The organism is Pseudomonas sp. NPDC096917, assembly GCF_044762555.1.
Lineage (GTDB): Bacteria > Pseudomonadota > Gammaproteobacteria > Pseudomonadales > Pseudomonadaceae > Aquipseudomonas.
Window position 1 is genome coordinate 195,855 of sequence record NZ_JBIWEO010000001.1, and the last position, 19,615, is coordinate 215,469.

Genomic DNA, 19,615 nt, shown 5'->3' on the forward strand with positions numbered 1-19,615 from the left:
GCCTGGCTTTGTAGGTATTGCTTGGCTTCGTCCCTGCCTCGGTTTTTGGCGCTCCAAGCGCATTTCGGCACTGCGTGCGCAGTGCCGAAATTAACTCAAATGGCCTGATGACCGCTACAGGAGAGCGAACGTGCCTTGCGCTTTTGCGACCAGTTTGTCGCCTTGCATCACGTCAGCTTCGACGACAAACGTACGTCGACCGGGGTGAATGACTTTGGCGATGCACAGCACTTCGCCTTGCGACACAGACCTCAAGTAGTTGATTTTGCACTCGATGGTTACGCTCTGTTGGTCAAAACCATGGGTGCCGGAACAGGCCAGGCCCATGGTGATGTCGACCAGGCTGAACAAAGCCCCGCCGTGCATTTTTCCGCCGCGATTGCGCAGGTGCGGTTCCAGGCTAAGCGCAACGTGCGCTATGCCTTCTTCCACAGACTTCACGCGGCAGCCAAGCAAGTTGCTGAAGGCACTTTCGGCCAAGCCGTCAGGGATCGCCATTAGCGTTTCTTCAACTGTTTGGCGTTGGCAAACAGCGAAGCCATCGCGTTATTGCTGGGTGCAGCGGCAACGGTCTCTTTGCGCGGTGCGGTGTTTTGCTGGCGTGGGGCTGAGCCTGGGCGTGCGCCGCGAGCGCCGTCGATTTTCTCGCCGGGGGTATCGCTCATGCGCATCGACAGACCCACGCGTTTGCGCGGGATGTCGATTTCCATGACTTTGACCTTAACCACGTCACCCGCTTTGACCGCTTCACGCGGGTCTTTGATGAACTTCTCGGACAATGCCGAGATGTGCACCAAGCCGTCCTGGTGCACGCCGATATCGACGAAGGCCCCGAAGTTGGTGACGTTGGTGACGACGCCTTCGAGGATCATGCCCAGTTGCAGGTCTTTGAGGTCTTCGACGCCTTCCTGGAACTCGGCGGTCTTGAACTCTGGACGCGGGTCACGGCCCGGTTTTTCCAGCTCTTGCAGAATGTCGGTAACGGTCGGCAGGCCGAAGGTTTCGTCGGTGAACTTCTTCGGATCCAGACGCTTGAGGAAGCCTGCGTCACCGATCAGCGAGCGAATGTCGCGCTCGGTGTCCGAGGCTATGCGTTTGACCAGCGGGTAGGCTTCAGGGTGAACGGCCGAGGCGTCGAGCGGGTTGTCGCCGTTCATTACACGCAAGAAACCGGCGGCCTGTTCGAAGGTTTTTTCGCCCAGACGGCTGACTTTTTTCAGTGCAGCACGGGTTTTGAACGCGCCGTTTTCATCGCGATGGCTGACGATGTTTTGCGCCAAGGTTGCATTGAGACCGGAAATACGGGCCAGCAGCGCCACCGAAGCGGTGTTCACGTCCACGCCCACGGCGTTTACGCAGTCTTCAACCACCGCGTCCAGGCCGCGTGCCAGTTTGAGCTGGGACACGTCGTGCTGGTATTGGCCGACACCAATCGACTTAGGATCGATTTTTACCAACTCGGCCAGTGGATCTTGCAGGCGGCGGGCAATCGACACAGCGCCCCGGATCGACACATCGAGGTCCGGGAATTCCTTGGCCGCCAGTTCAGAGGCCGAGTACACCGAAGCGCCTGCCTCGGAGACCATCACCTTGGTGATTTTCAGCGCTGGGTATTTTTTGATCAGGTCAATCACCAGCTTGTCGCTTTCGCGGCTGGCGGTTCCGTTGCCGATGGCGACCAGTTCGACCGAATGTTTGGCGCACAGGGCGGCCATGACGGCGATGGTCTGGTCCCATTTGTTGTGCGGCACGTGCGGGTACACGGTGGCGTGTTCGAGCAGTTTGCCAGTGGCATCGACCACGGCGATTTTGCAGCCGGTGCGCAGGCCCGGGTCCAGACCCAAGGTGGCGCGCGGGCCAGCAGGGGCGGCCAGCAGCAGGTCGTGCAGGTTGTGGGCGAACACGTTGATGGCTTCGGTTTCGGCGGCGTCGCGCAGTTCACCCAGCAGGTCGGTTTCGAGGTGCGTGTAGAGCTTGACCTTCCAGGTCCAGCGCACCACTTCAGCGAGCCATTTATCAGCCGGGCGGTTCTGGTTTTGCAGGCCAAAACGTTCGCTGATCATCATTTCGCCAGGGTGCAGGGTGCCCGGCAGTTCTTCACCAACCTTGAGCGAAGAGCTGAGAATGCCTTCATTGCGGCCACGGAAAATCGCCAGTGCACGGTGCGACGGCATGCTTTTGAGCGGCTCGTCGTGTTCGAAATAATCGCGGAACTTGGCGCCTTCTTCTTCTTTGCCTGGGATGACCCGGGCGCTGAGGGTCGCTTCCTGCTTCAAGAAGCTGCGCAGTTTATCCAGCAGGCTGGCGTCTTCAGCGAAGCGCTCCATGAGGATGTACTTGGCACCATCCAGAGCGGCCTTGACGTCTGCGAAGCCTTTTGCGGCGTCAACAAAACGGGCGGCTTCGGTTTCCGGGTTCAGGTTCGGGTCGTTGAACAGGCCATCAGCCAGTTCGCCGAGACCGGCTTCCAGGGCGATCTGGCCCTTGGTGCGACGCTTTTGCTTGTAGGGCAGGTACAAGTCTTCGAGGCGGGTCTTGGTGTCGGCGAGTTTGATGTCGCGTGCCAACTCAGGGGTCAATTTGCCTTGTTCTTCGATGCTGGCGAGGATGCTGATGCGCCGTTCGTCGAGTTCACGCAAGTAGCGCAGGCGTTCTTCCAGATGACGTAATTGGGTGTCATCCAGGCTGCCTGTCACTTCCTTACGATAGCGAGAGATGAAGGGTACGGTGGAGCCTTCATCCAGAAGAGCGACGGCCGCTTCGACCTGCTGCGGGCGCACGCCAAGTTCTTCGGCGATGCGGCTGTTGATGCTGTCCATAAACCACCTGACAAATTGTGATGCAGGCTCGCAGGCCCGTTCTGTAAAGCCTGCGAGGCTGGTTGAGCGGCCCGGAGGGCGCCGCTACCTGGGCCAAAAGGGCAGCCTGTTGACCCGTGAAATCAGCAAATTACGCCATCCGTTGAAAAAATAAATGCTGGCGCAATGTTTGAAAATCCGAGGTTGCCCGACACAAAAGGCGGCGCATTATAACCAGCGTTCCCGGATTCGGGGGATTGCACGCTGCGCCCGCTATGATCGCTTTACTAGCCGCGAAGGAAAAATCTGCTAACAATGCATACGATGCGTATAACAGCAGCTAAGCCATAATGCGCGCCGAGATCACAGGAGTATCTAATGAGCAGCATTCCACAATCTGCTGAAGGCGAAAAAATTCTCATCGTTGATGACGATCCAGGGCTGAGCAGCCTGCTGGAGCGTTTCTTCGTCAGCAAGGGCTACCGCGCCCGTGCTGTGCCGAACGTCGAGCAAATGGACCGTTTGCTGGCTCGTGAGGTATTTAACCTGGTGGTACTGGACCTGATGCTGCCCGGCGAAGACGGGCTGTCTGCGTGCCGCCGCTTGCGTGCAGCCGGTAATCGGGTACCGATCATCATGCTCACCGCCAAAGGTGACGAACTGAGCCGCATCAAGGGCCTGGAACTGGGCGCCGACGATTACCTGGCCAAACCCTTCAACCCGGATGAACTGATGGCGCGCGTGCGCGCCGTGTTGCGTCGTCAGGCTGCCCCTGTGCCAGGCGCACCGGGCAGCGAAGACGAAAGCGTTACCTTTGGGGATTACGAGTTGTCATTAGCCACCCGCGAACTCAAGCGTGGTGATGAAGTGCACATGCTCACCACCGGTGAGTTTGCAGTGCTTAAAGCCTTGGTCATGCACGCCCGCGAGCCTTTGACCCGCGATAAGCTGATGAACCTGGCCCGTGGCCGTGAATGGGATGCACTGGAGCGTTCAATCGACGTTCAAATCTCCCGGCTGCGCCGCATGATCGAGCCGGATCCTTCCAAACCACGCTATATCCAGACTGTCTGGGGCGTGGGTTACGTGTTTGTGCCGGATGGCAACGCATCCAAGTGATGGGTCATTTGTAGGAGCGAGTCACGCCGTTGCCTTTAGGTAGCCCAGTGGCTCGCGATCCATTTTCTTGCGGGTCCTGGTACTCGCTCCTGCAAAGTGTATACACCGCTTATGAAAACCCCTCTGTGGTTCCCCCAAAGTTTCTTCTCCCGCACGCTTTGGTTGGTGCTTATCGTCGTGCTGTTCTCCAAGGCACTGACGCTGGTCTATCTGCTGATGAACGAAGACATGCTGGTTGATCGCCAATACAGTCACGGCGTGGGCCTGGTATTGCGCGCCTATTGGGCGGCCGATGAAGAAAACAGGGAAAAAATTGCCGATGCGGCAACGCTGACCCGCGTGGTTGGCGGTGGCGTGCCTGAAGGCGAGCAACACTGGCCTTACAGTGAGATCTACGAACGTCAGATGCAGGCCGAACTGGGTGCCGACACCGAAGTTCGTTTACGCATGCACTCACCGCCGGCCTTGTGGGTCCGCGCCCCGAGCCTGGGCGATGGTTGGCTGAAGGTACCGCTGTATCCGCATCCGCTGCGTGGGCAGAAAATATGGAGTGTGCTGGGCTGGTTCCTGGCCATTGGATTGTTATCTACCGCGTCAGCGTGGATTTTCGTCAGCCAGCTCAATCAACCACTCAAGCGTTTGGTCTATGCGGCCAGGCAGTTAGGACAGGGGCGCAGCGTGCGTTTGCCGATCAGTGATACACCGAGCGAAATGACGGAGGTGTACAGCGCTTTTAACCAAATGGCTGAAGACGTGGAACAGGCAGGCCGCGAGCGTGAGTTGATGCTGGCTGGTGTGTCTCATGACTTGCGAACACCTCTGACCCGGCTGCGTTTGTCTCTGGAACTGATGGGCAACCACACTGACCTGACAGATGACATGGTGCGCGACATTGAAGACATGGATGCCATTCTCGATCAGTTCCTGGCGTTTATTCGGGACGGTCGCGATGAGCCGGTCGAAGAAGTTGACCTGTGTGAATTGATCCGCGAAGTCGTGGCGCCCTATAACCAGAACGAAGAACAAGTGCGCTTGCGCTTACAGCCGATTCAGCCATTTGCGCTGCGTCGGGTCTCGATGAAACGCTTGCTCAATAACTTGATTGGCAACGCCTTGCACCATGCGGGTGATGACGTTGAAGTGGCGGCCTATGTTTCTGGAGACACCAGCGCGCCTTACGTTGTGCTGAGTGTGCTGGACCGGGGGGCAGGTATTGATCCGTCCGAGCTTGAAGACATCTTCAACCCGTTCATCCGCGGTGATCGCGCTCGCGGCGGCAAGGGGACGGGGTTGGGGCTGGCGATCGTAAAACGCATCGCCTCCATGCATGGCGGCAATGTTGAGCTGCGTAACCGTGCGGGGGGGGGACTTGAGGCACGAGTTCGACTGCCACTGGGCTTGATGTTGCCAAGAGGCGCCGTGTAGGCGCGAGCTTGCCTCGCGATCTTTTGAACGTTTGTAGTCGCTGCCACAGGCTGCGATGGGGTGCACAGCGACCCTGTTGTTGAAGGTCCTGTGGCCCTTATAGCAGTCTGCTGCAGCGGCTACACAAGCGCTTAACCCTTCCCTTTAGTCCGCGTCATGTGCGGGCTGCTGTTTTTTTCCAGATGCTCAATGATGATCCCCGCCACGTCCTTGCCAGTGGTGGTTTCGATACCTTCAAGCCCCGGCGAAGAGTTGACCTCCAGCACCAGCGGGCCGTGGTTGGAGCGTAAAATATCGACCCCTGCCACGCTCAATCCCATGACTTTGGCCGCACGAATGGCCGTCATGCGTTCTTCCGGGGTGATTTTGATCAGGCTGGCGCTGCCGCCACGATGCAGGTTGGAGCGGAACTCTCCCGGCTTGGCCTGACGCTTCATGGCCGCGATCACCTTGTCACCCACCACGAAGCAGCGGATGTCAGCACCACCCGCTTCCTTGATGTACTCCTGCACCATGATGTTTTGTTTGAGGCCCATAAAGGCTTCGATCACCGATTCGGCCGCCGTGGCCGTTTCACACAACACCACGCCAATGCCTTGTGTGCCTTCCAGCACCTTGATCACCAGCGGCGCGCCGTTAACCATTTCGATCAAGTCAGGAATATCGTCAGGCGAGTGCGCAAAACCGGTCACCGGCAAGCCCAGCCCGCGACGCGACAGCAGTTGCAGTGAGCGCAGCTTGTCTCGCGAGCGAGCGATAGCGACCGATTCATTGAGCGGGAATACGCCCATCATTTCGAACTGGCGCAACACCGCACAGCCGTAGAACGTCACGGAGGCCCCAATGCGAGGGATTACCGCGTCAAAGCCTTCCAACGGCTTGCCGCGATAGTGGATCTGCGGCTTATGACTGGCAATGTTCATATAGGCGCGCAAGGTATCGATCACTACCATTTGATGGCCTCGTTCGGTCCCGGCTTCGACCAGACGACGAGTGGAATACAGACGCGGGTTGCGCGACAGCACAGCGATCTTCATGCAGCACCTGTGACAGAGGTAGTGGTGACCGGAAACACCGGCTTGTCTTGTACGTATTTCAGCCCCGGGTTAACGACCAATTGGCCGTCGACCAGCGCTTTGGAACCCAGCAACAGGCGGTAACGCATCGATTTGCGGCAGGCGAGGGTGAACTCCACAGGCCATACCCGATCACCCAATGCCAGGCCGGTACGAATCACATAACGAACTTGCGTGTGCCCGTTAGAGCTTTTAATGGTTTTTATCGCCACCAGTGGCGCTTCACAGCGGCGATGACGCAGTTGTACCAGCGTGCCCAAATGGGCATTGAAACGTACCCACTCGACACCGTCGCGCTCAAACGGCTCGATTTCAGTGGCGTGCAAACTGGAGGTACTGGCGCCGGTGTCGATTTTCGCCCGCAGGCCTGCGACTCCCAGATCGGGGAGCGCCACCCACTCGCGCAGACCGACAACGGTCAAATGATCAAAAGTCTTCAATATAAGTAACCAGCGATTAACGTATTCAGGCCGCAGGGCAGATCCTGCAGATAAAGCCATCGACGAGTGTCGATTTGATGCTTACCCACGGTGTTTACGCAGATTATCCGGTAAATGCGACAGTTTTCTACGTGTACTCTGTGCGGTGTTTTATGCCGCAGTCTTTAGTAGGCCGGCATTCTATCGGTCAGGTTCCTTCCTTTGCTCATCAAAAGTAGTAGTACAGTTCCGAGTATTTAAGCGACGAGGTGCTCCAATGGCGCAGAAACAAGCAGAGGACGACAAAATCCGTTTGGATAAGTGGCTATGGGCTGCACGCTTTTACAAGACCCGAGCGTTGGCCAAGGCCGCGATTGAAAGTGGCAAGGTTCATTGCCGGGGTGAGCGCTGCAAGCCGAGCAAGGAGCCGCGCGTCGGCGATGAGCTGCAAATCCGGGTAGGGCTTGAAGAGCGCACCGTGGAAGTCAAAGCTCTGTCAGTCGTGCGTCGCGGCGCCCCCGAAGCGCAGACGCTGTACGCCGAAACCGAACAAAGCATCGCCAAGCGTGAAAACGCCGCCGCCTTGCGCAAGGCCGGCGCGATGGGGATCAGCACCGATGGCAAACCGACCAAAAAGCAACGTCGTCAACTGCATCAGTTTCATGATGTGAGCGGCGTGGAGTGAAGCATTCCGGTTTTTTTCACAGGCCGTATGTCGCCGCTGTGGGCGCATGACTTGTAACCGTCCCTGTAAGGCGCCATATAAGCTCATCAGCTTGTGGCCTGTCAGCGTATTGCCAATGCGCCGTATCAAAGACCCGAACACATTTAGTAACTAATTCAGAACCTATTCTTATGTCCGATCTACTTAAAAAAGATGCCACGCAACGCTTCATGTTCGACACCAGCGATGCCCGTGGCGAGCTGGCTTCGCTGGAGCACAGCTACGCTGATGTGCTGGCCAAGCATGCCTATCCACAGCCGGTCCAGCAGCTGTTGGGTGAATTGATGGCCGCCGCGGCACTGTTGGTGGGCAACCAGAAAATCGATGGTTTGCTGAGTTTGCAAGCCCGCTCCGAAGGGCCGGTGCCTTTGCTGATGATCGAGTGCACCAGCGAGCGTGAGATCCGCGGCCTGGCCCGTTTTGACGCTGACAGCATTGCGCCGGACGCCACATTGGCTGACCTGCTGCCCAATGGTGTACTGGCCATTACGGTTGACCCGACGGTTGGCAAGCGCTACCAGGGCATCGTTGATCTCAACGGTGAAACCCTGGCTGATTGCTTCACCAACTACTTCGTCATGTCCGAGCAAGTACCGACCCGTTTCTGGCTGGTCGCTGATGGCCTGCGGGCACGTGGCATGTTCTTGCAACAACTGCCTGCCGACGTCATCGAAGACGAAGACGAGCGTGCCGACAGCTGGGAAAAACTGCTGGTGCTGGGCGATACGCTTAAAGCAGAAGAGCTGCTGGGTCTGGACAATGAAACCATCTTGCATCGCCTGTACCACGAAGAAACAGTGCGTCTGTTCGACCTTGAAGCCGTTGAGTTCAAATGCAGCTGCTCGCGTGAGCGTTCCGGCAATGCCTTGACCAGCCTGGGCCACCAGGATGCGCTCGATCTGGTTTCTGAACACGGTGGGCACATCGAGATTGATTGCCAGTTCTGCAATCAGCGCTATCTCTTTGATGCGGCAGATGTTGACCAATTATTCTCCGGTGCCGGAGTTCAGTCGCCTTCTGGCACTCATCACTAAAACGTTTCAGCGCAGGTGAAACACCTGTCAAATACCGTTCTTGCGCGGTTCTGACAGGTGGGCCCTACTATTTTTGGGCTTTTCTGGCATAATCCGGCCCACTTTTTTCGCGGTAGTAGTGCAAACTTTTCTACTACAAAACGTTTGGCGCACTCGGCCAATGGCCGACGGGGAACCTCATGACGCAAGCTAATAACGCCGTGTACACCGATCTGAGCATCAACGATCTGGTTAAAGAAGCCCTGAACCGTGGTGAAGGCGAGCTTGCCGACAACGGTGCACTGGTTGTTAAAACGGGCCACCGCACGGGCCGTTCACCTGCTGATCGCTTCATTGTTGAAGAGCCGACCACCCAAGACGCAATCGCTTGGGGCCCGATCAACCGCAAGTTCCCGGCTGACAAGTTCGACGCATTGTGGGACCGTGTTGCCGCTTACCTGGGTGAGCGCGAGCGTTTCGTTTCCCACGTGCATGTAGGTTCTGATCCAGCGCACTACCTGCCCGTCAAAATGACCACCGAGACTGCCTGGCACAACCTGTTTGGCCGTTGCCTGTTCATCAACCCTGAACAGTACAACCCAGCGGGCAAAGACGAGTGGCAAGTCATCAACGCACCGAACTTCGTGTGCGAGCCAGAGCGTGATGGCACCAACTCCGACGGTTGCGTGATCATCAACTTTGCCGCCAAAAAAGTACTCATCGCAGGCATGCGTTACGCCGGCGAAATGAAAAAAGCCCTGTTCTCGGTTCAGAACTTCCTGCTGCCAGCGGTTGACGTTCTGCCGATGCACTGTGCTGCCAACATGGGTGAAGAGGGCGACGTGACCCTGTTCTTCGGCCTGTCGGGCACCGGTAAAACCACCCTGTCGGCTGACGAAAGCCGTTACCTGATCGGTGACGACGAACACGGCTGGGGCGTGGGCGTTGTGTTCAACATCGAAGGCGGTTGCTATGCCAAGTGCATCGACCTGTCCGAGAAAAACGAGCCGGTGATCTGGAAAGCCATCCAGCACGGCGCGGTACTGGAAAACGTTGTTATTGATCCAGTCACCAAAAAAGCTGACTACGCAGACGACAGCCTGACTCAGAACAGCCGCGCTGCTTACCCGCGTGAACTGATCGAAAAGCGCGCACCGAAAAACCTCGGTGGCGAGCCAAACGCTGTGATCTTCCTGACTTGCGACCTGACCGGCGTACTGCCACCGGTGTCGATCCTCAGCGAAGAACAAGCGGCTTATCACTTCCTGTCGGGTTACACCGCACTGGTCGGTTCGACTGAAATGGGTTCGGGCAGCGGCATCAAGTCGACGTTCTCCACCTGCTTCGGCGCGCCATTCTTCCCGCGTCCTGCTGGCGAATACGCAGAACTGCTGATCAAGCGTATCCGCGGTTTCGGCTCCAAGGTTTATCTGGTTAACACCGGCTGGACTGGCGGCGGTTACGGCGTTGGCAAGCGTTTCAACATCCCGACCACGCGTGGCGTGATTGCAGCGATCCAGAGCGGTGCTCTGATTGGCGCAGAAACCGAGCACCTGGACACCATTAACCTCGACGTGCCATTGGCCGTACCGGGCGTTGACACTGTTCTGCTGAACCCACGCAACACGTGGGCTGACAAAGCCGCCTACGACGAAGCAGCCAAAGCCTTGGCTGGCCTGTTCGTCGAGAACTTCAAGAAGTTCGACGTAAGCGACGCGATCAAAGCGGCTGGCCCGAAGCTGTAAGCATTCGGTCATCACACTGATCCACAAAAAAACCGCCTGAAAGGGCGGTTTTTTTGTGCTTGAAGATTAAAAGATCGCGAGACAAGCGCGCTCCTGCAGGTCTTGTTCAGGCTTCAAGGGCTTGTGTGTCCCAATGCCCGAGTGTGATGGCTTCATACAGCATGCCGATCGTCAGCGGCACTTTCGCACCCCGGCCTTTGGCATTGCGCTTGAAGTGCGGGTCGTTGCCCGCAGGCTGAAAATAGCGATATGCATCGTAATCCGCCAACGCCAGCCCGAAGCGCTCCTCGAGGGCTTCCATCACATGCTGAGCGTCACTGCCGTTGCAGCCAAGGTCGAGGTTGATTGAGGTCTTGAGGCTTATGGTTTTGTGTTCGGGCAGGCCGATTTCTTCATGCAGCAACTGCATCAGCTCGCGCAGGGCTGGGGTGTCGGGGAGGGTGGCGGCGAGTTTCATGATGAAAAATCCGAGAGGTAGTCAAGACAGTACTTCAGGCGCATCGCCAGCACCATAAACCAAATAAGAAATCGATGTGCCCAGGTTTTAGGTGGATGCCTGAGGGTGACCGCTGCCAGAAAATGCTCTGGACAGCGACGAGGGTCTGTTCCCGTTTCATTGCAAGCCGCGTCGCTGGGTCAAATTTAGCCAGGCAAAGCGCAGAGCGCCCGACCCTGTATCATCCTTTCTCAATTTGCCCCCGACCTTTTCTCGATTCGCCGCAAACCCTGGGTTACGGTTCAGCGCTTTGCAGCGGTCAATGGAGTGACAGTGATGCACAACACCCTGGAACAGGTTTTCGGTTATCCACAGTTTCGCGCAGGCCAGGAGGCGGCGATCAGCGCGGTGTTGGCCGGGCGTTCGGCGGCGGCGATTTTCCCGACCGGGTCGGGCAAGTCGTTGTGCTACCAATTGCCCGCCTTGCTGCTCCCGCACCTCACCTTGGTGGTGTCGCCGCTGTTGGCGCTGATGCAGGACCAGTTGGCGTTTCTACAGCGCCACGGGATCGCCGCCGCCAGTATCGACTCGGCGCAAAGCCGCGATGAGGCAAGCGCCGTCATGGCACGAGCTAAAGCCGGCGAATTGAAGATTCTGATGATCTCGGTCGAGCGTCTGAAGAACGAGCGCTTCCGTCATTTTTTGCAGCAAGTGCCGATTTCGTTGCTGGTGGTGGACGAGGCGCATTGTATTTCGGAGTGGGGGCATAACTTCCGCCCGGATTACTTGAAGCTGCCGGACTACCAGCGCCAGTTCAACATCCCGCAAGCATTGCTGTTGACGGCCACGGCGACGCCCAATGTGATCGCCGACATGCAACGCAAATTTGCGATCGCCGAGTCGGATGTGATCACCACCGGTTTTTACCGCGCCAATCTTAATCTGTGGGTCGAGCCAGTGACTGGCGCGGCCAAGCGTGAGCGACTGGTGCAGTGGATGGGCGCGCGCATCGGCCAGCCGAGCATCGTGTATGTCACCCTGCAAAAAACGGCCGAGTTGATCGCTCAACACCTCAACACAAACGGGATCAGCGCCAACGCCTATCACGCGGGTTTACCTCACGAGCAACGTGAGGCCATCCAGCGACAGTTCATGGGTGGGCAGCTCAATTGCATCGTCGCCACCATCGCGTTCGGCATGGGCATCGACAAGAGCGACATTCGTAACGTGGTGCATTTCGACCTGCCCAAGTCGGTCGAAAACTACAGCCAGGAAATCGGCCGTGCCGGACGCGATGGCGCGTCATCCGACTGCTTGGTGCTGGCCAACCGGGACAGCCTCAACGTCTTGGAAAACTTTGTGTACGGCGACACGCCCGAGCTGCAAGGCATTCGCTGTGTACTGGATGAGCTTTGTGCGGCAATTGCTGAAGGTCAGTGGGAATTCATGCTGTTGCCGCTGTCCGATCAAAGCAATATCCGACAACTGCCGCTTAAAACCTTGTTGGTGCAATTGGAGCTGCGCGGCTTGATTGCCCCGCGTTACGCCTATTTCGCCGAGTACCGTTTCAAGTATTTGATTGAGCCCGAGGCATTGCTCGCCAAGTTTGAGGGCGAGCGTCAACAGTTTGTTTCGGCGATCATCCAGACATCGCCGCGCGCCAGAACCTGGGCCACGGTGAATTTCGACACCCTCTACGAACAGCATCAAGCGGACCGCAATCGGGTGGTCAAGGCGCTGGATTACTTCCAGGAGAAAGGCTGGATCGAGCTTGAAAGCAAGCAGATGACCGAGGTCTACCACCTGTTGGTGACAGAGGTGGATGCGCAAGCACTGAGCCTTGAGCTGCACCACTACTTCACCGCCCATGAGCGCGGCGAGATCGAACGTATTCATGCGATGTTGGCATTGTTCGCCAGCGACACCTGCCTGAGTTATCGACTGGCGCAGTACTTTGGTGATGAGCAGGCGCCGCAGCAGTGCGGGCATTGTTCGGTGTGTGCGGGGCAGGTCGCGCAGTTGCCAGAACCGCCTGCACGGGTGCCGCTTGTGGATAAAAACTTCGAAGCACTGTGCACAGCATTTATCCACAGGCATCAGGAATATGCAGGAAGTTATCCCCCGCCGGAACGCCTGACTCGATTTCTGTGCGGCATCAGCGTGCCGTTATTCACCAAAATCAAGGCGCGGACCATTCCGGGGTTTGGGGCGTTGGAAAATTACCCCTACGCCGACGTGCGCAACTGGGCCACGCAACATAGGACGGATGAGAAGTTTTGAACCTGTGGGAGCGGGCTCGCCCGCGATAGCATCGACGCGGTGTACCTGAGACACCGAGTCGTCTGAATCGCCAGCAAGCCCGATCCCACAATTCAAACCGTTTTACTACCCCAGTAGATCCTTCAGCACGCGGGTGAAGTCGCGGCTGCTGGCTTCCTCATCCGCATGTCGGCCATCACGCACCACCCATTGGCCGTTAACGATGACATCGCGCACTTGGCGATCCCCCCCGGCAAACAACCAGCGGTTGAGAATCGCATCGTCCTGCGCAGTGGCCAGGTACGGGTCGTTGCCGTCGAGCACCAGCCAGTCGGCGCGCTGGCCCACGGCCAATCCTGCCACCGCTTGTCCCATCGCCTGTGCGCCACCGGCCAGGGCTGCGTCGTACAACGTACGCCCGACCATCGGCTGATCGCTGCGGTACATCCGGTTGCGCCGCTGATCGCGCAGGCGCTGGCCGTATTCCAGCCAGCGCAGTTCTTCGACCACGCTTAACGACACGTGGCTGTCCGAGCCGATGCCCATACGCCCGCCTTGAGCGAGGTACTCCACGGCCGGAAAAATGCCGTCACCCAGGTTGGCTTCGGTGGTCAGGCACAGCCCGGCCACGGCCTTGCTTTGGGCCATACGCTGCACTTCATCGGCATTGGCGTGCGTGGCGTGTACCAGGCACCACCGGGCGTCGACTTCAACGTTGTCATAGAGCCATTGGATAGGGCGCTTGCCGCTCCAGCTCAGGCAGTCGTCGACTTCCTTTTGCTGCTCGGCGATGTGGATATGCACCGGGCAGGTCGTGTCGCTGGCACGCATGACTTCGTGGATTTGTTCAGGCGTAACGGCCCGCAACGAGTGAAAGCACAGGCCCAGTTGCTGCGCAGGTTGTTGCGCCAGCAGTGGCTTTAACTGTTGCTGCAAGGTCAGGTAGCGCTCGGTGCTGTTGATAAAGCGGCGCTGGCCGTCGTTCGGCGTTTGGCCGCCAAAACCGGCATGGCTATACAGCACCGGCAGCAGCGTCAGGCCAATACCGGCCGAGCGGGCGGCCTCGCTGATGCGCAGCGCCAGCTCAGCCGGGTTGGCGTAAGGCTGGCCCGAAAGGTCGTGGTGCACGTAATGGAATTCAGCGACCGAGGTGTAACCGGCCTTGAGCATTTCGATGTACAACTGGCGGGCGATGACGCCGAGTTGCTCTGGGCTGATTTTGCCCACTAGCCGATACATCAAGTCGCGCCACGTCCAGAAACTGTCATTGGGGTTGCCCGCCACTTCGGCCAAGCCGGCCATGGCGCGCTGAAACGCGTGCGAGTGCAGATTCGGCATGCCCGGTAATAACGGGCCGTTCAGACGTTGGGCGCCTTGAGCGTCGGAATCGGCTTTAATCCGGGTCAGATAGCCATCGGCGCCAACCTCGATGCGGACATCGGTAGCCCAGCCTGTGGGTAACAGCGCACGTTCGGCAAAGAAGACGGACATCGGTTCGGCACCCCATCGTTTGAAATTTGTATATACATATACAGACGTTTGCCTGCTCGGTAAACTCCGGCAAGCTACGCCCCCATAACTCATGAACAAGGATTGCCTGTGTCGACTCCGCCTGTCGTGCCCTCGCTGGCCGCCCACATGGGCGACAGTCCAGCCCCGCTTTATGCCCGCGTAAAACAGATGATCACCCAGCAAATTCAGAGCGGAAACTGGCCGCCGCACTACCGCGTGCCGTCCGAAAGCGAGCTGGTCACCCAATTGGGCTTCAGCCGCATGACCATCAACCGGGCGCTGCGTGAGATGACTGCCGACGGTTTGCTGGTCCGCATGCAGGGTGTCGGCACGTTCGTGGCCGAGCCAAAAACCCAGTCTGCGCTGTTTGAAGTCCACAACATCGCTGACGAAATCGCCGCCCGCGGACACATACACACCTGCAAAGTAATCAGCCTGGGCGAAGAGTTGGCCGGTTCCGAACGCGCTGCCGTGCTGGACATGCGCGAAGGGCAGAAAGTCTTTCACTCGTTGATCGTGCATTACGAAAACGGCATTGCCGTGCAAATTGAAGACCGCTTCGTCAATGCGCTAGTAGCGCCGGACTACCTCAAGCAAGACTTCACCCAGCAAACGCCTTACGCCTATCTGTCTCAGGTCGCACCACTGACCGAAGGCGAGCACGTGGTTGAAGCCATTCTGGCTGATCCCAAAGAGTGCAAGTTGCTGCAAATTGAAACCAGCGAGCCGTGCTTGCTGATTCGTCGCCGCACCTGGTCGGGCCGCCAGCCGGTGACCGCTGCACGCTTGATCCACCCTGGTTCCCGTCATCGCCTGGAAGGACGTTTCAGCAAATGAGTGAACTCACCGTTTTACGCGCCGCTGATTACCCGCGTATGCCGTGGAAAAACGGCGGTGGCAGCACTGAAGAAATCACCCGCGATGCAGGCGAGGGCCTTGATGGCTTTGGCTGGCGCCTGTCGATTGCTGACATTGGCGAGTCGGGTGGTTTTTCGCGCTTTGACGGCTACCAGCGGGTGATCAGCGTGCTGCAAGGCGCGGGCATGCACCTGAACGTTGATGAGGTGCGCAGTCGTGCCTTGTTACCTTTTGATGCCTTTGCCTTTAAAGGCGAAAGCGTTGTCAGTTGCACCTTGATTGACGGGCCAATCCGCGATTTCAACCTGATCTACGCTGCGGATCGTTACAGCGCGCGCGTGCAATGGCTGGAGGTGGGCGGTCGGTTCTACAGTTCGGCGCAAACGTTATTGATCTTCAGCGCCGATCAGCAGGTTCGTGTGGAACTCGGTAACACGCCTCACGAACAACTGAGCCGTTACGACTGCCTGCAACTGACCGGTAATCGTGGGCTGCTGGACCTTGCCGTCACCGGTCGCTGCTGCGTGATTGAGTTGAGCACGGTTTAACACCGAACCTGAGCGAGCTTGCCTCGCGATCTTTTGATCTTTTAAAAGATCGCGAGGCAAGCTCGCTCCTGCAAAAGCAGGCATTCAGCCTGCGCCCCATCTTGTTACCTAACGCCCCAAAAAGACGCAACTCCCCCTCCCAGTAACATCCTCACGCACTGCCTTGTTCGCTCGTACAGAAAACACCTGCGCGCTTCTTCGCATTCATTTACGGGCCTTTCAGGCCGATTCAAGATTTTTTCATCCACGGCAATCTCACGTTGGCCGCTTACTTGCATATGCTTGTATGTACAAGTACATAAGTGTGCATCTGCCCAACGCTGAGGAGTTACCCGTGACTTCAACAACCCCTAAATCGCCTGCTGCTTTTACCCGTCACCGTGAGGGTGAGATCCGCGCTGCCCGTGGCACCCAGCTCACGGCTAAAAGCTGGATGACCGAAGCCCCGTTGCGGATGTTGATGAACAACCTCGACCCGCAGGTGGCCGAGAACCCGACTGAGCTGGTGGTGTATGGCGGTATTGGGCGTGCGGCGCGTAACTGGGAGTGCTACGACAAAATCGTCGAAAGCCTGACCAACCTCAATGACGACGAAACCCTGTTGGTGCAATCGGGCAAGCCGGTCGGGGTGTTCAAAACCCACAGCAATGCGCCACGGGTGCTGATCGCCAACTCCAACCTGGTGCCGCATTGGGCCACATGGGAGCACTTCAACGAACTCGACGCCAAAGGTTTGGCCATGTACGGCCAGATGACAGCTGGCAGCTGGATCTACATCGGCAGCCAAGGCATCGTTCAAGGCACCTACGAAACCTTCGTTGAAGCCGGTCGCCAGCATTACAACGGTAGCCTGGTCGGTAAGTGGGTGCTGACCGCAGGTCTGGGTGGCATGGGCGGCGCGCAACCGTTGGCTGCCACCCTGGCGGGCGCCTGCTCGCTGAACATCGAATGCCAGCAGAGCCGCATCGATTTCCGTCTGGCCACCCGCTACGTTGACGAGCAAGCCACCGATCTTGATGACGCACTGGCTCGCATCGCCCAATACACCGGCGAAGGCAAAGCGATTTCCATCGCCCTGTGCGGCAACGCCGCTGAACTGCTGCCAGAAATGGTGCGCCGTGGCGTGCGCCCGGACATGGTCACCGATCAGACCAGCGCCCATGATCCGCTCAATGGCTACCTGCCAAAAGGCTGGACGTGGGAGCAGTACCGCGACCGCGCTGTGACTGACCCGGCGGGCGTGGTTAAAGCCGCCAAAGCCTCGATGGGCGAGCACGTTGAAGCCATGTTGGCGTTCCAGAAAGCGGGCATTCCAACGTTTGACTACGGCAACAACATTCGTCAGATGGCCAAAGAAGTGGGTGTCGAGCATGCATTCGACTTCCCCGGCTTTGTCCCGGCGTACATCCGTCCATTGTTCTGCCGGGGTGTCGGTCCGTTCCGTTGGGTGGCGCTGTCGGGAGATCCAGAAGACATCTACAAGACCGACGCCAAGGTCAAAGAGCTGATCGCCGACGATGCCCATCTGCACAACTGGCTGGACATGGCTCGCGAGCGCATCAGCTTCCAGGGTTTGCCGGCACGTATTTGCTGGGTGGGTCTGGGCCAGCGCGCCAAGCTCGGTCTGGCGTTCAACGAAATGGTCCGCAGCGGTGAACTCAAAGCGCCGATTGTGATTGGTCGTGACCACCTGGACTCCGGCTCGGTATCCAGCCCGAACCGTGAAACCGAATCGATGCAAGACGGCTCGGACGCGGTTTCCGATTGGCCACTGCTCAACGCATTGCTCAACACCGCCAGCGGCGCGACCTGGGTCTCGTTGCACCACGGCGGCGGCGTGGGCATGGGCTTCTCGCAGCACTCGGGCATGGTGATTGTGTGCGACGGCACCGACGAAGCGGCAGAACGCATTGCACGCGTGCTGCATAACGACCCGGCCACTGGCGTGATGCGCCATGCCGATGCGGGTTATCAGATCGCCATTGACTGCGCCAACGAACAGGGACTGAACCTGCCGATGGTTAACGGCTAACCAACGCCTTGTAGGAGCGAGCTTGCCTGGCGATCTTTCAGACGATCAAAAGAGCGCGAGGCAAGTTCGCTCCTGCGGGTAAATGTGAAGTTTTTCAGCAAGCGCAATCCCGGTATTCCTTTATCTGAGGTGGGGCACATGGCTGTTAATGATGATCGTGCAGGCGCTACACCTGTGATCGAGAAACGCTCGATCGATTACATCCCGGAGTCAGAACGACACGGGCGGCTGTTCAGCCAGTTCACGTTATGGCTGGGAGCCAATCTGCAAATCACTGCGATCGTGACAGGGGCGCTGGCCGTGGTTTTGGGCGGCGATGTGTTCTGGTCGCTGATCGGGCTGTTCATCGGGCAAGTGCTCGGCGGTGCAGTCATGGCTTTGCACGGCGCTCAAGGCCCGCAACTGGGCTTGCCGCAGATGATCAGCAGCCGCGTGCAATTTGGTGTTTATGGCGCCGTGGTACCGCTGGTGTTGGTGTGCCTGATGTACATCGGCTTTTCGGCCAGCGGCTCGTTGCTGGCCGGGCAAGCGATTGCTCAACTGCTGCACGTAGAAGACTGGATCGGCATCGTCGCCTTTGCCGGTTTTATCGTGGCCCTGACCATTTTCGGTTATCGGGTGATCCACGGCATTGGCCGCATCGCCAGTGTGCTGGGGGTGATTGCCTTCATCTACCTGTTCTACAAACTGCTGTCCGGTAACGACATTGGCGCTTTGCTGGGCAACAAGCATTTCTCGATCAGCAGCTTCTTGCTGGCGATCTCGTTGTCGGCATCCTGGCAAATTGCGTTCGGCCCGTACGTCGCGGATTACTCGCGATACCTACCGAGCAAGACTTCCCCCGCCAAGACCTTCTGGGCGATTGGACTGGGTTCGGTGATTGGCGCACAAACGGCGATGGTGTTCGGCGTGTTCGCCGCTGCCTTGGCGGGGTCGCAATTTGCCCACCACGAAGTGGCCTTTATCGTGGGCCTGGGCGGCACTGGCATTGTGGCGGCGCTGCTGTACTTCGCCGTGGCTTTCGGCAAGGTAACTATCACCACGCTCAATGCCTACGGCAGTTTTATGTCCGTCGCGACCATCATCAGCGGTTTTCGCGGTAGTCGCCGGATCCCCAGCGGCGTGCGTTTGCTCTACATCTTCGCGATGGTGGCCATGGCTACCGCGCTGGCGCTGTTGGGCAAGGACTCGTTCCTTAAGGATTTCTCCGCGTTCATCCTGTTTCTGCTGGCGTTCTTCACACCCTGGAGTGCGATCAACCTGGTGGATTTCTACTGCATCACCAAAGAGCGCTACGACATCCCGGCATTGTCCAATCCCGAGGGGCGTTATGGCCGCTGGAACTGGATCGGCCTCAGCGTTTATGTGATGGGCGTGCTGATTCAAATGCCGTTTATCTCGACTCACTTCTACACCGGCGCGCTGGTGGACAGCCTGGGCGGCACCGATATTTCGTGGATCATCGGCCTGCTCGTGCCCGCCGGTTTGTATTACTGGGCGGCCAGGAAATGGTCGCGTCCGGTGCCCGCTCAATTGATTCTGCCGGATGAGCGTTCAGCGTCTGAAATGGCGGCGGTCATACCGCCGGTTGTGCCCGTACCGATCTAGTCTGCATTCAATAAAACGCATAAACAGCGACTGGCGGCCAAGA

At 58.1% G+C, this 19,615-nt stretch carries 16 protein-coding genes; 10 read left to right on the plus strand and 6 right to left on the minus strand.

The genetic code is table 11. The features are described from left to right. Positions 1-114 precede the first annotated feature (114 nt). Both ACIQYF_RS00950 and ACIQYF_RS00955 read right to left on the minus strand, forming a co-directional pair. Complete coding sequence (locus ACIQYF_RS00950) at positions 115-498, minus strand: PaaI family thioesterase (protein ID WP_402855516.1); 384 nt, start codon at positions 496-498, stop codon at positions 115-117. Next, a complete protein-coding gene (locus ACIQYF_RS00955) occupies positions 498-2,819 on the minus strand; it encodes a Tex family protein (RefSeq protein ID WP_402855519.1) in 2,322 nt (773 codons plus the stop codon). Before ACIQYF_RS00955 ends, ACIQYF_RS00950 begins: the two co-directional genes overlap by 1 nt. A gap of 357 nt (positions 2,820-3,176) precedes the next feature. On the opposite strand from ACIQYF_RS00955, the gene ompR reads away from it, so the two are divergent. Both ompR and ACIQYF_RS00965 read left to right on the plus strand, forming a co-directional pair. Further along, a complete protein-coding gene (gene ompR / locus ACIQYF_RS00960; RefSeq protein ID WP_402855522.1) occupies positions 3,177-3,917 on the plus strand; it encodes a two-component system response regulator OmpR in 741 nt (246 codons plus the stop codon). A gap of 111 nt (positions 3,918-4,028) precedes the next feature. Continuing rightward, entirely contained in the window at positions 4,029-5,342 is a 1,314-nt protein-coding gene (locus ACIQYF_RS00965) for an ATP-binding protein (protein WP_402855525.1), read from the plus strand. A gap of 131 nt (positions 5,343-5,473) precedes the next feature. Here the strand turns inward: ACIQYF_RS00965 and rimK are convergent, their stop codons facing one another. Together rimK and ACIQYF_RS00975 are read right to left on the minus strand one after the other, a co-directional pair. Beyond that, positions 5,474-6,379: a 30S ribosomal protein S6--L-glutamate ligase gene (gene rimK, locus ACIQYF_RS00970; RefSeq protein ID WP_402855528.1), complete on the minus strand. Its 906-nt coding sequence runs from the start codon at positions 6,377-6,379 to the stop codon at positions 5,474-5,476. Further along, positions 6,376-6,858, minus strand: coding sequence for an ATP-dependent zinc protease (locus tag ACIQYF_RS00975; RefSeq protein ID WP_026014396.1), 483 nt, complete (start codon positions 6,856-6,858; stop codon positions 6,376-6,378). The genes rimK and ACIQYF_RS00975 overlap by 4 nt, the downstream gene beginning before the upstream one ends. A gap of 256 nt (positions 6,859-7,114) precedes the next feature. Here ACIQYF_RS00975 and ACIQYF_RS00980 point away from each other — a divergent pair, with 256 nt between their 5' ends. The 3 genes from ACIQYF_RS00980 (at position 7,115) to ACIQYF_RS00990 (ending at position 10,319) form a co-directional block, all read left to right on the plus strand. Then, entirely contained in the window at positions 7,115-7,522 is a 408-nt protein-coding gene (locus tag ACIQYF_RS00980) for an RNA-binding S4 domain-containing protein (protein ID WP_402855532.1), read from the plus strand. A 170-nt stretch (positions 7,523-7,692) separates the two neighbouring features. Then, the gene (gene hslO / locus ACIQYF_RS00985; RefSeq protein ID WP_402855535.1) at positions 7,693-8,595 is read left to right on the plus strand and encodes an Hsp33 family molecular chaperone HslO; all 903 of its coding nucleotides are present in this window, start codon (positions 7,693-7,695) and stop codon (positions 8,593-8,595) included. Between the two features lie 179 nt (positions 8,596-8,774). Next, entirely contained in the window at positions 8,775-10,319 is a 1,545-nt protein-coding gene (locus ACIQYF_RS00990; RefSeq protein ID WP_402855538.1) for a phosphoenolpyruvate carboxykinase, read from the plus strand. 106 nt (positions 10,320-10,425) lie between these two features. On the opposite strand, the gene ACIQYF_RS00995 is transcribed toward ACIQYF_RS00990, so the two are convergent. After that, the gene (locus ACIQYF_RS00995) at positions 10,426-10,776 is read right to left on the minus strand and encodes a DUF1493 family protein (protein WP_402855541.1); all 351 of its coding nucleotides are present in this window, start codon (positions 10,774-10,776) and stop codon (positions 10,426-10,428) included. Between the two features lie 315 nt (positions 10,777-11,091). On the opposite strand from ACIQYF_RS00995, the gene ACIQYF_RS01000 reads away from it, so the two are divergent. Continuing rightward, the gene (locus ACIQYF_RS01000; RefSeq protein WP_402855544.1) at positions 11,092-13,035 is read left to right on the plus strand and encodes an ATP-dependent DNA helicase RecQ; all 1,944 of its coding nucleotides are present in this window, start codon (positions 11,092-11,094) and stop codon (positions 13,033-13,035) included. A 105-nt stretch (positions 13,036-13,140) separates the two neighbouring features. On the opposite strand, the gene ACIQYF_RS01005 is transcribed toward ACIQYF_RS01000, so the two are convergent. After that, positions 13,141-14,505 carry a formimidoylglutamate deiminase gene (locus tag ACIQYF_RS01005; RefSeq protein WP_402855547.1) on the minus strand — a complete coding sequence of 455 codons (1,365 nt, stop codon included), beginning with the start codon at positions 14,503-14,505 and terminating at the stop codon, positions 13,141-13,143. Positions 14,506-14,652: 147 nt separating this feature from the next. On the opposite strand from ACIQYF_RS01005, the gene hutC reads away from it, so the two are divergent. From hutC to ACIQYF_RS01025, 4 genes are all read left to right on the plus strand, one after another. Continuing rightward, positions 14,653-15,363, plus strand: a complete 711-nt coding sequence (hutC, locus tag ACIQYF_RS01010; RefSeq protein ID WP_402856169.1) for a histidine utilization repressor — start codon at positions 14,653-14,655, stop codon at positions 15,361-15,363. After that, complete coding sequence (locus tag ACIQYF_RS01015; protein ID WP_402855550.1) at positions 15,360-15,932, plus strand: HutD family protein; 573 nt, start codon at positions 15,360-15,362, stop codon at positions 15,930-15,932. The genes hutC and ACIQYF_RS01015 overlap by 4 nt, the downstream gene beginning before the upstream one ends. A 334-nt stretch (positions 15,933-16,266) precedes the next feature. After that, on the plus strand, positions 16,267-17,964 hold the full coding sequence (gene hutU / locus ACIQYF_RS01020; protein WP_402855553.1) for a urocanate hydratase: 1,698 nt from the start codon (positions 16,267-16,269) through the stop codon (positions 17,962-17,964). Between the two features lie 138 nt (positions 17,965-18,102). Next, positions 18,103-19,572 carry a purine-cytosine permease family protein gene (locus ACIQYF_RS01025; RefSeq protein ID WP_402855556.1) on the plus strand — a complete coding sequence of 490 codons (1,470 nt, stop codon included), beginning with the start codon at positions 18,103-18,105 and terminating at the stop codon, positions 19,570-19,572. Positions 19,573-19,615: the final 43 nt, after the last annotated feature.

What these genes read in the sequence shown, in the direction of transcription:
- ACIQYF_RS00990 (WP_402855538.1), top strand. Translation starts at nt 8,775, where the DNA reads ATGACGCAAGCTAATAACGCCGTGTACACCGATCTGAGCATCAACGAT.
- hslO (WP_402855535.1), top strand. Translation starts at nt 7,693, where the DNA reads ATGTCCGATCTACTTAAAAAAGATGCCACGCAACGCTTCATGTTCGAC.
- ACIQYF_RS00995 (WP_402855541.1), bottom strand. Translation starts at nt 10,776, where the DNA reads ATGAAACTCGCCGCCACCCTCCCCGACACCCCAGCCCTGCGCGAGCTG.
- ACIQYF_RS00955 (WP_402855519.1), bottom strand. Translation starts at nt 2,819, where the DNA reads ATGGACAGCATCAACAGCCGCATCGCCGAAGAACTTGGCGTGCGCCCG.
- ompR (WP_402855522.1), top strand. Translation starts at nt 3,177, where the DNA reads ATGAGCAGCATTCCACAATCTGCTGAAGGCGAAAAAATTCTCATCGTT.
- ACIQYF_RS00950 (WP_402855516.1), bottom strand. Translation starts at nt 498, where the DNA reads ATGGCGATCCCTGACGGCTTGGCCGAAAGTGCCTTCAGCAACTTGCTT.
- ACIQYF_RS00980 (WP_402855532.1), top strand. Translation starts at nt 7,115, where the DNA reads ATGGCGCAGAAACAAGCAGAGGACGACAAAATCCGTTTGGATAAGTGG.
- ACIQYF_RS01005 (WP_402855547.1), bottom strand. Translation starts at nt 14,505, where the DNA reads ATGTCCGTCTTCTTTGCCGAACGTGCGCTGTTACCCACAGGCTGGGCT.
- ACIQYF_RS00965 (WP_402855525.1), top strand. Translation starts at nt 4,029, where the DNA reads ATGAAAACCCCTCTGTGGTTCCCCCAAAGTTTCTTCTCCCGCACGCTT.
- ACIQYF_RS01000 (WP_402855544.1), top strand. Translation starts at nt 11,092, where the DNA reads ATGCACAACACCCTGGAACAGGTTTTCGGTTATCCACAGTTTCGCGCA.
- ACIQYF_RS01015 (WP_402855550.1), top strand. Translation starts at nt 15,360, where the DNA reads ATGAGTGAACTCACCGTTTTACGCGCCGCTGATTACCCGCGTATGCCG.
- ACIQYF_RS01025 (WP_402855556.1), top strand. Translation starts at nt 18,103, where the DNA reads ATGGCTGTTAATGATGATCGTGCAGGCGCTACACCTGTGATCGAGAAA.
- hutC (WP_402856169.1), top strand. Translation starts at nt 14,653, where the DNA reads ATGGGCGACAGTCCAGCCCCGCTTTATGCCCGCGTAAAACAGATGATC.
- rimK (WP_402855528.1), bottom strand. Translation starts at nt 6,379, where the DNA reads ATGAAGATCGCTGTGCTGTCGCGCAACCCGCGTCTGTATTCCACTCGT.